Source organism: Corallococcus sp. M7, assembly GCF_054512695.1.
Genome location: NZ_CM137252.1, coordinates 7,842,549 through 7,853,193, shown reverse-complemented (window position 1 = coordinate 7,853,193; position 10,645 = coordinate 7,842,549). Strand labels below are relative to the sequence as shown.

The 10,645-nt window shown below is 72.4% G+C and carries 5 protein-coding genes; all 5 read right to left on the bottom strand.

All coding sequences use genetic code 11. The features are described 5' to 3' along the window. Positions 1-6: 6 nt before the first annotated feature. The 5 genes from ACX114_RS31455 to ACX114_RS31435 all read right to left on the bottom strand — a co-directional run bounded on the left by ACX114_RS31455 (position 7) and on the right by ACX114_RS31435 (position 10,523). Positions 7-1,284, bottom strand: a complete 1,278-nt coding sequence (locus ACX114_RS31455) for a hypothetical protein (RefSeq protein WP_459290665.1) — start codon at positions 1,282-1,284, stop codon at positions 7-9. Positions 1,285-1,319: 35 nt separating this feature from the next. Further along, positions 1,320-3,956, bottom strand: coding sequence for a hypothetical protein (locus ACX114_RS31450; RefSeq protein ID WP_459290663.1), 2,637 nt, complete (start codon positions 3,954-3,956; stop codon positions 1,320-1,322). Then, positions 3,953-7,144, bottom strand: coding sequence for a poly-gamma-glutamate biosynthesis protein PgsC/CapC (locus tag ACX114_RS31445; protein WP_459290661.1), 3,192 nt, complete (start codon positions 7,142-7,144; stop codon positions 3,953-3,955). The genes ACX114_RS31450 and ACX114_RS31445 overlap by 4 nt, the downstream gene beginning before the upstream one ends. Before the next feature lie 220 nt (positions 7,145-7,364). After that, a complete protein-coding gene (locus tag ACX114_RS31440; protein ID WP_459290659.1) occupies positions 7,365-8,648 on the bottom strand; it encodes a hypothetical protein in 1,284 nt (427 codons plus the stop codon). Positions 8,649-8,756: 108 nt separating this feature from the next. Beyond that, on the bottom strand, positions 8,757-10,523 hold the full coding sequence (locus ACX114_RS31435; protein WP_459290657.1) for a S53 family peptidase: 1,767 nt from the start codon (positions 10,521-10,523) through the stop codon (positions 8,757-8,759). Positions 10,524-10,645: the final 122 nt, after the last annotated feature.

Sequence of the window (10,645 nt, the reverse complement as noted above, 5' to 3'; positions counted from 1 at the left end):
CGGCGCTCAGTCCTCCAAGGGTGCGAACAGAATCTGGGCCAGCCGGTCCAGACGCGCCGGGGTCGCCAGCGCTTTGCGCGTACGGGATGACATTTCCAGGTGCAGGAAGCGGGCTTGCGGGTAGGCCTGGAGCAGACGGGCCTGCGCGTTCTGTGTCCCACCGAGCACCTGCACGCCGTCCGGGTACAGCTTCACTCCAGGACCGAGCGCCTCCTCCAGCGGTGTGGCCACCTGCCGGGCCCACCTCCCGGGCCTGCGCGTCCCGTCGCTGATCACCGCCGCCAGCTTCTCCGTGCGGCCCTTCTGGACCTTGGACTCGCCGAAGCCGTGCAACTGCACCACGCGCGGCGCGACGAGCTGTCGCGCGGCCAGGTCCGTCACGGTCTGGAAGAGGTGCTCCGGGTTGTGCGCGACGTCCGCGGGGTGCTCCGGATCCTCGGGCGTCTCACCGGGCGTGCCCTTGTAGCGGTGCGCGGTGGCGGTCATGAACAGGCGCGGCGCGTGGCCCTCGGGTGGGCAGACGAAGAGGGCGGAGCCGATGTCCTCCGTCCCGATGTCGAAGTAGGGGTGCGGCACCTGCACGACGTCGTTCGTCGCTTCGCCCGTGCGGATCACATACGCGCCCGCGCCGTGGTAGCGGTCCGGCCGCTCGCGCAGCACCCAGAAGGTGTCGCGCGGCGTGGTCCACGTCTCCAGGAAGAAGCCCACGGACGCGGCCACGTTCGTCAGCTCAGGAGGCACGTCCTTCTGCTTCGGCGCGGCGGCCAGCAGCGCGGGGATGAGCTTCGAGAACGCGGTCCGCTCCTCCAGCGTGGTGGGGTGGAACGTCACGGCGTCCACGCGAGGCCACAGCCCGGAGAAGCGCGCGTCCACGCGGCACCCCGACTGCTCAGGCAGGTTCACGGATGGATCCTCCTGGGGGATGCGCTCCGGCGCGGGCCGCGTGGCGCCCTTCGCGCGAATCGCACCGCGGGCCGCGTCCTGCTTCGAAGCCGTCGCGCCTTTCGCGGCGCTCGCGGTCGTCGCCGCGCGCGGAGCAGCCTCAGCGCTCGATGCCGTCGCAGTGCTCGATGCCGTCGCAGTGCTCGATGCCGTCGCAGTGCTCGATGCCGTAGCGGTGTTCGGTGCAGTCGCGGTGCTCGCGGTCGTCGCCGCGCGCGGAGCAGCCTCAGCGCTCGATGCCGTCGCAGTGCTCGGTGCAGTCGCGGCCGTCGTATTGCTCGCGGTCGTCTGGGCATGGGCGCTCACGCCAGCGCCCAGCAGCGACACGACTCCCACGGCCATGAGCGGGCGCCACGACCCGGTCCTCCGGCGCAACCTCACAACATGTCCTCGTCCGGCTGCCAGCCGCCCCGGTTCCACATGCGCGGCGCGGTGTTCTCCACCGCCTGGCCGAACATGAAGAACCGCGCCCACATGGGTCCCGAGCCCAGCGACTGGATGCGCACGGTGTGCACGCCCGGCGCGATGTCCTCGCCCAGCGTCACCGGCACGGTGCGCGCGTACCACTTCACGCCCGGGCGGCCCACCGGCATGGCCGGCTCGCGCTCGGAGGCCTGCAGCACCACCGTGCGCTCGGCGCGCGTGACGTGCGGCACCAGCACGCTGGCGCGGCGCACGGGGTTGCCGCCATCCACCGTCACGGACATCTGCGGCTCGGTCGCGCCCTCCGCCACCGGCGTGTAGACGACCACGTTGAGGGTGACCGCGCCGGGACCCGTCTTGCGCACTGGCACGCGCAGCCCACCCTGGCCCACCGGATACACCGTGCGCGAGCGCAGACCGCTGCCCGCCGCCGGAGGCCGGTTGAGCAGCGCCGTCAGCCCCGGCGCCGTGGAACGCAGCAGCACTTCATGCTCACCCGGAGGCAGCGGCGGCAGCAGCTCCCGCGCCCGCGTGGAGCGCACGGTGAAGCGGTGCAGCGGCTCTCCGTCGAGCAGCACCTCCACTTCGTTGCCCAGCGCCGCAGCGTCCTTCAGCGACAGGCGGACCTCCGGACGGGTGGGCGTGCGCGCATCGAAGCGCGCCCGCACCGCGCGGCCCGGCTCCAGCACCGTGGACAGCGCCTTCACCATGTCCACCGTGTCCGCCGGCCCGGACTCCAGCACCTCCACCACCGGGGGCGTGCCATACGGGCGCACCACCACCGCGTCACCCGACGGCGGAGGCGTCTCCTCCTCGGGCCCCACGGGCTCCAGGCGCACCTGGCTGAGCAGCTCCATCCGCGCGCCGCCCTGCATCAGCGCGGTCAGGTTCGCCGGACGCATCGGGTGCCAGGCGCGCTGGTCCACGGGCGCGTTGCGCCAGCGCACGCCGGTGAGCGCGTCGTTCGTGTACGGCGCGGACGCCGCCATGGGCTGACCGCTGGAGAGGAAGCTGTAGAGCTGCACGATGGTCGTGCGCGGCGCCTCCACGCGCAGCTTGCGCGCGCCCATCGGCAGGAACACCCGGGCGCTCGTCGCGCCCGACACCCACGCCGGCAGGTCCGTCACTTCACCCGAGCCCGCGGAGCCCGCGTCCTGGGGCGCCGTCGCCACGGGCGTGCAGGGTAGGGCGCCGCCCGGCAGCGGGACCAGGGCCGCGCTCTCGAACGGCGCGGGCTCCGGCGTCGCGTCCAGCGAAGCCTGTCCCAGGGACTGTCCCTGGGCATCCAGCACCGTGAGGCTCAGGTGCAGCGGCTCGCGCGAGGGCGCGCGGTCCAGCGAGCGCGCGTCGATGCGCACCAGCCGCCCCACCGCGTCCATGCGCGGATCAATGTCCAGCTCCAGCACCGGGCACGCCGGGCCGGTGGCGAACGCCTCCGTGCGGCGCGTGTCCGGCAGGAAGGCCACGCGGCCCTCCGACGCGACGCCCGGCTGGGGACGCGACTCGGCGGGCAGGAGCCACGACTCGAACGGGCCCTCCACCGTGTAGCGCAGGTCCTCCTGGCCATCGTTGCGCACCATCACCGTGTGCACGCCCGCCGGCAGCTCCAGCGGATGCGACATGGGCGAACCCGCCACGGGGCCCGGCAGCTCCAGCGTGTGGGCCGTGCCGTCCGCGGACAGCGTCTGCACCGTCACCGGTCCGTGCGGTTGGGGATGCGCATCCGTCGCATCACTCCACAGCCACAGCACCGGCTTCGCGGGCCCGGTGACGTTGAGGGCCACGGCGCGGCCGGCGCCCAGGCGCTCCTGCACGGACTCGGTGGCCTCCACCAGCGGCAGCCGGTACGGGGTGCGGTAGACGGGTTCAATCTGGTAGTCGGTGCCCGCCTCGCCCTCCGCGTTGAGGCGCTCCCAGTGCTCCTCCGCGAGCCAACGGCGCGTGTCGGAGGAGAGCTTCTCGAAGGGCTCGAAGGTGGCACGCCCGGCGCGCACCTCCGCGCGGGCCTGGGCCAGCTTCTGCGACGCGAGCAGCGGCAGCGTGCGGTGCGCGCGGACGTAGACCCGCGCCAGCAGCGTGTCGTTCGCGCCCGCGGCGCGCAGGTACAGCACGGAGTAGTCCGGCCGCTCCTTGGGCAGGCGCAGCACGAACTCGCGCTCGTCCGTCACCTGCTGGTCGGCGTGCGTGGTGAAGGCGCTCTCCTGGAGGAACGTGCCGTCCTCCTGCGGCTGGCCCTTGCTCTGGCGCGTGCGCGTGAAGATGGCGCGCTCCAAGAGGACGCCGTCCGGCCCGCGCAGGATGGCCTTGAGGCCGTACTGGTACTGCTTCTCCGGCGCGTAGGGCGTGCCGTCCGGGAGCAGCTCGTGCGTGACGATGAGCAGCTCCTCGGCCTCGGCGGGGACGCGCACGCGCATCTCCCGGCCCGGCTCCAGGCGGTAGAAGATGAGGCGCTCGGCGTTGACGAACTTCGCGTCGCGCCGCGCGGTGGGCGTGTCGGTGTTGCTCAGCACGGCGAGGCTCGCGCCCCAGATGAGGGCCAGGCCCACCATCAGTCCAAGGAGCGCCACGAGGGCGCGGCTGCGGGTCTTCATCGACGGGCCTCTTCGCGGGAGACTTCCCCGGTCAGCACCACCGGACGGCGGTGCCGCAGCGCCAGGTCCACCGTGCTCGCGAGCTCCGCGTCACCCGCGGTCAGCTCCGCGCGCTTCGCCGGCGACGGGTGCTGCTGAAGGAAATAGACGGCGCGCAGCACCTGCTTGCCCTGCCGCGCTTCCACCAGGAGGAAGGGCAGGCCGTATTCGGCGCTGAAGCCGGACTTCACCTGACGCGTCACATTGCCCACGCGCTTCGTCTGCGCCAGCGCGCGGAGGTCATGCACGTTCTGCTGCGCGACGTAGCGCTCCGCGCTCGCGGTCAGCTCCGCGAAGTGCTCCTTCAGCGCGGCGGACACCGGCTGCGTCGGCGCCACCAGCCGGTCCGCCAAGAGCGCGCGCTCGGGAGACTCGCGCGGCTCCTCGGGCAACAGGCCCGTGATGGCCAGCTCCTCCGCCACCAGCCGAGGGCCCACGAAGGCGCCGCGCAGCGGCTCGGACAGCCACAGCGTGGCCAGCCGCGCCCCGCCGAAGGTGCGGGAGAAGACCTGCTGCGGGCTCGCGTCATTGAGGCCCGTCAGCTCCGGAGAGCCGTCGTGGTAGCGCACGCGCTGCCCCAGCCAGCCCAGCGGGCCCTCCTGGGACAAGAGCCGCTCCAGGTCCGCCGGCCGCTGCGCTTCGGTGAGCACCGGGCTGCCCACGTCCACCAGCACGTCCGCTTCCACGGAGGGCCGGCCGGAGAAGCCGCGCAGGTGCAGCACCCAGCCCTGCTCCTTCGGCAGCGCGCGGTGCACCGCCTGGTGGAACGCCTGGAAGCTCGTGCGCAGCTCCCCGAAGGTGGCGGGGTGGGGCAGGTCACCGGACGCGGTGGCGAACACCAGCGCGGTGGAGCGCGACTCGTGCCACAGCTCCGCGGCCACCGGCAGCGTGCCCGCCTCGCGGGCCGGAGACGGCACCTCCAGCGCGAGCGGCGAGCCGCCCGGACGCACCATCAGCCCCGCGCCCAGCCGGCCCGGGGTGTCCTGCGCGTCCGTCACCCACCAGCATCCGCTGGTCGTCGCGCCCGCGCACTCCGTCACCGGGTGCACCCGCAGGCCCATCAGCGCCGCCATGGCCCCGGCCCAGCGCGCGCGCAGCTCCTTCGGCACGTCCGCCGTCCCACCGCCCAGGAGCGGCGAGGCCACCTGCTGCTCCAGCACCAGCAGCTCCGCGTCCGACGGGCGCACCGCCGGCACGCGCGCCACTTCGGGCGTCACCATCAGCGTGCCCAGCGCGTCGCGCTCCGTCATCGGCTCGGCCAGCGCCTGGGCATGCTCAAGCACCAGCGAGGCCAGGTCGAAGGCGCCCGCGCGCAGCACGCTCACCCGCGACTCACCCCAGTTGCCGCCGGGCTCCGGCGGAGGATTGGCCGTCACCGTCGCGCCCGGCCACAGCAGGTCCAGGCCCTGGGGCGCCTTGCCGTCCGGCGTGTGCAGCACCGCCTGGCCCGGCTTCAGCGACGGATCCACGCGCAGCTGCACCCGCTCCCGCGAGGACAGCGCGTCGTGCGCGTGGCGCAGCGGCGTCTCCGACTGCGCCAGCGCGTCACCCAGCACCAGGCCCGCGCGGTGGGAATCCACGCCGCTCACGATGATGGCGCGGCAGTTCACGCGCTCGCACAGGAGCGCGGCGGCCTCGGCGCTCGGCGCCTCCGTCAGGGGGCGCGGCACCTCCAGCACCGGCCCGTGCGCGCCCGGGATGAGCAGCGACGTGTCCCAGCCCACCTTGCCGGCGCCCTCCACGCGCTCCACCAGCGCGAAGCGCGCGGGCGCGCCGTCCTGCTTCGGCAGCTCGCGAAGCTCCAGCCCCAGCGCCACCGCCTTCGTGCGCAGCGCGCCCAGGCCCTCCACGCGGCCCGACTCCAGCCACGCATCCAGTCCGTTCCACAGCCCGCTGTACTCACGCAGGTCGCCGTGCTTCAGCCGCAGCGACTGTCCGCCCACGTCGCTTTCTCGCGCGGTGGCGCGGCCCATCACCATCAGGCCCAGCGCAGACCGGTCCAGGCCCAGCCCGGGCACGTGGTCGCGCGGCGCCTCCGCGGTGAGCGCGGTGGCCGGACGCGGTTCGATGAGCGACAGCCCGAAGCCCGCGAGGCTGCCGATGAGGAAGCCCGCCAGTGACGTGTGCAGCGTGGGCAGGAGCACGCGCGCGATGACCTGCTTCTGCAGCATCTTCACCGCCAGCAGCGTGGGCACCAGGTAGCCGAAGCCGAACAGGTCCGTGACCTTGAGGCCCGGAATGCGGCCGCCCATGGCCCAGCCGATGCCCCACTTCACGAGGAAGCCCAGACAGAAGACGAGCACCGTCTTGCGCGGGCCCTCCAGGTTCAGCGTGCGAAGCCCCGGCACGGACAGCACCGCCTTCGCGGCCACGACCAGCAGCAGCACCTCCGCCAGCGTCGCCACGAGCTTCAAGGGCTCCAGCCACGTGAGCGCCAGCAGCGCGGGCACGAGGATGCCGTTGAAGTCCCAGCCGTACTTGAGGTTGAAGCGCGCGGCGAGGAACGCCGTCGTCAGCAGGATGATGTAGGCCTTGGGGCTGGACAGGAAGTCCTGCGCCACGTCCTCGTACATCAGCTCCAGGCTGGAGAAGGACAGGTTGGTGCCGGGCAGCAGCACGAAGCGGAGGATGACGTAGGTGAGCGCCACCGGCACCGCCACCTGCCACAGGCCGCGGCGCAGCTTCAGCTTCCAGAAGGCGTTCGCGGTGAGCGGCACCAGCACCAGGCCGATGCTGTGCAGGCTGCGGTCAACGATGAAGGACGTGCCCCACCGCTCGTCCATCCAGTGCCCCAGCACGGGCAGGAGCCACGTCTCGCTGACCGCGCGCACCACCACGCTGGCGAGCACCACGGCGAAGAAGCGGTCGCGGCCGAAGAACTCACTCCAGGCCCCCGTGCGGGACAGTCCGCTGGAGAACGCCAGCGCCAGGCCGTAGGTGAGCAGCGATTCAGCGACGACGGTGCAGCCCGCCTCCGGGTGGATGACGAACACCGAGGCCAGGTAGCCGGGAACCACGAGGCCCACGAACACCCACCCGAGCGTCTCCGTGAGGAGCGCCAGGATGAGCACGCCCACGAGCACCGCCACCAGGATGGAGGTGTCGAGGGAGTAGGCCGGAAAGAGTGTCAGGGTCGAAAGGAGCGCCATGGTGGCCGCTCGAATCTAGGGAGGCTCCCGGACCCGACCAGGGTTGCCCCTCTCAGGGGGTGAGAAGCGTCGGCTGCCGAACCGAAAATTCGGGCCTCCAGTCTCACTGAATGCCCAACCCCGGACACTGGCAGCGGACCCTCGTACGGATCAGCCCGCCTGCTTCACACGACGAGAAGCCGGTTGGCACGCCCTGTGAGGACGTCGCCCGCGTGACACTTCACGGGCAGTCCTGCGCGACCACGGCCGGGCAGCCCAGGCCGGTCCCGCCGAGCGTGCAGGGCACGGTGTCCGCGAGCGCCTGGATGACGGCCTTGGACGACGCGCCGGTGCCGCGCAGCGTGGCGGACTGCTCCAGGTGGATGAAGCGGTCCGTGGCGGCGGCGGCCTCCGTGTAGCAGGCGTCCGCGGCGCCATTGTCGATGCGGCCCTGCACGTTGCTGGTGCCGCACAGGGTGCGGTGCTTGCCCGAGTCATCCGCCGCGTTGCAGGAGAAGGCCTTCTTGGTGCCCACCAGGTGCGTGTTGAGCGCGTCGCGCAGGCGGTTGGAGAGCGCGTCCGGCCGCAGGGTGCTGGTGCCGTCGCTCACCACGGCGGCCTCGGGGCCGTCGCCCGCGTCCATGCCGTGGATGCTGGCGGCGATGGCGTCCGGGTACGTGTCGCGCAGCGCGCGGTGCGCGGCGGTGAAGAAGTTGTTGCCGTAGTGCGCGACGTCGGAGATGCGCAGGCCCTTCGTGCCGCACACGCTGGTGGTGCCGCTGCATGGGCTGGCGGTGGTGACGGCGCAGCGGTTGGTGCCGGTGATGAGCAGCGCGCGAGCGCCCAGCGACACCAGCTGCGTGGCCGTCTGACGCAGCGTGCCCTCATCAGAGTCCGCGTGCGGCGCCTCCAGCCACAGGTTGCGCGCGGGGAACAGGTTGATGATGAAGGTGCCGCCGCCGCGCGACAGCAGGCCCTGCTCGCGCACCACCAGCCACCCGCCGCCCGAGTCGTTGCGGAAGGTGGACACGCCGTAGCCCATCCCCGCCAGGTCCTGCACCACCTGCGCCGTGGGACCTTCGGTGAGCAGCGTGCGGAACGCGCCCTCGAACGCGGCGAGCTCCGTGCCACCCGGCTCCTTGAAGCCGCCGCTGTTGGCCGCGGCGATGGGCGCCGTGAGGAGCCACGTCGACAGGTTGCCCGTCAGGGTGGACAGCGAGCTGAGCGGCGAGCACACGTTCGCCGTGGGAGCAGGCGCGCTGACGACCGGCGTCTCGGCCGTGGGCGTCTCGGCCGTGGGCGTCTCCACGGGCGTCACCGTGTCGGTGGGCGTCGGCGTGGTGGGCACCTGGCCCACGTCCTCCACGGGCGCGGTGGGCGAAGTGGGTGTCCCGACGGCGGTCCCCGGAGCGGACGTGGCCGGACTCTCCGCCACGGCGTCGCTCGGTCCAGCGACGGCATTGCTGCAAGCGGCTGCGAGGAGCAGGAGGCAGGACAGGGATGCGCGCAGGGGGGACAAGGACATGGTCCTGTCCCGAACAGCATGCCCTGCGCATGCATTCGCATCCCGTCAATCCGGGATGACAGCCGGAGCGGGGCTCGGTTGCCCGTCCGCCCCATGTCACCCACCCGCTCAGGGCAGGGTCCGCAGCAGGCCCTCCGCGTCGGGTGCGCCCCAGCCGGTGGGGATGTCCCAGCCCGGCCCGGCTTCGTACTGCTTGTCGGTGACGCCCACGGTGATGTCGCGGAACGTCTGCTGCACGGCCGGCAGCGTGTAGAGCTGCGAGTTGAGCCAGCCCACCCGCGGCTTCTGCGCGTCCGCGCGCGCGCCGTTCACCACCGTGATCATCCCCGCGAAGATGGGCGAGGAGAACGACGTGCCGGTGTTGGGCGTGGTGACGCCCAGCCACGTGTACCAGAAGCCGGTGTCCGCGTTCAGCGCGACGTCCACCACGGCGCGCTTGGCGGGCATCGGGAAGAGGCCCTTCTGCCACTCCGGCGTGGCGAAGGTGCGGGTGATGCCGGAGCCCGAGTAGTACCAGGCCGTCTCACCCGTCACCGTCATGCCGTTCATCTTCAACTGCGTGCCGCCCACGGCGGTGACGTAGGGGCTGTTGCCCGGCATGTCCACGCCCGCGGAGTCACCGCTGGCGGCGGCGATGGTGATTCCCAGCGCGGCGGCCATGGTGCTGGAGTGGCTGTAGGCCTCTTGCACCGCCTTGGGTTCGGAGTCCTCGCGGTGGGCGAAGGACGTGGTGATGACGCTCACCTCGCCCCGGGCAATGGCCTCGTTGTAGGTGTAGAGCATGGACGTGTTGCGCGCGTCCGGGTCCATGTAGACGAGCACCTCCGCCTTGGGCGCCATCGCCGCGGCCCACTCCACGTCCAGCGTGCCCTCGCGGTAGCGCGTGACGGGCGGCTCCATGGTCTGGATGACCTTGGGGTCCTCGCGCTCGATGCCCCACATCTTCCAGAAGGCGCGCACGTCCTTCCAACGGAAGCTGGCGCCAATCACCACGCCCAGCTTCATGCCCTGGCCCTGGTAGCCCCGCTGATAGAGCGAGTCCACGTTGTACGCGCGCGCCACCTGCTGGGGCGTGAGGCCCCGGCTGACGGGGTTCGGCGGCTCCGTGGACGGCTGGCCGAACTCGCCCGGCAGGGTGCCCGTCTCCGCCGGCAGGTCCAGCGTGGCGACGGCGTGGATGCGCTGCTGCACGAACGTGGGGGCCTTGATGGTCTCCACGAGGCCGTAGACGTCGTGCGGATCATTTCCGCCCTGGGGCGACTTGCGCTCCAGCACGCGCAGCGTGACGCCGAACGCCTTGTTGAACTGGGCCACCGTGCCCACGAACTGCACCAGCAGCCGGTTGGTGGCGACGTAGGGCACCTGCATGCCCTCGGACTTGAGCCAGTCCGTGACGACGGTGACGTCCTTCTCCAGGGGGGCGTGCTTCGACATCCACTCGGCCGGCGTCATGTACTGGCGGAAGCGGGCGCCGCCCGGCTTGTAGATGTCCGCGATGCGCTCCTCGAGCGCGGCCTGGTCGCGGATGGGGAAGGACACGAGCCCGCGGATGAGGTCCGTCACCGGCGCCTCGCCCTTGTCCGTGTAGACGCCCGGCAGGGGGCCGGGGACGCCGTCCGTCGTCGGGATGGGCGTGGGATCCAACACCTCCGCCTCCGGGTCGGGCGGCGGCGGATCCACCACCTCCGGCTCCGGCGGCGGCCTGCCGGGAGGCGGCTGTGCGGTTTCGGAGTCGGGAAGGGTGGGCGTGGACTCCACCGGCGTCGGCCCGGGAGGTCGCGGCTTGCCCACCGACGTCAGGCGGTCCGAGTCACGGCAGCCGCCCATCCACCCCGCCAGCAGAAGAACACCCGTCAGGATGACTCCGCGCTTCATCGCTCCCCCAGCCCGCGGTGACCCGCCTCGGGTCCGCCGCACCCCAGCCGTCCTCCCCCCTGGAGGACGTCGCCCACTGTGCGCATCCAAGCTGGGCGCGATTGCCCTCAGAGGCAACTGTC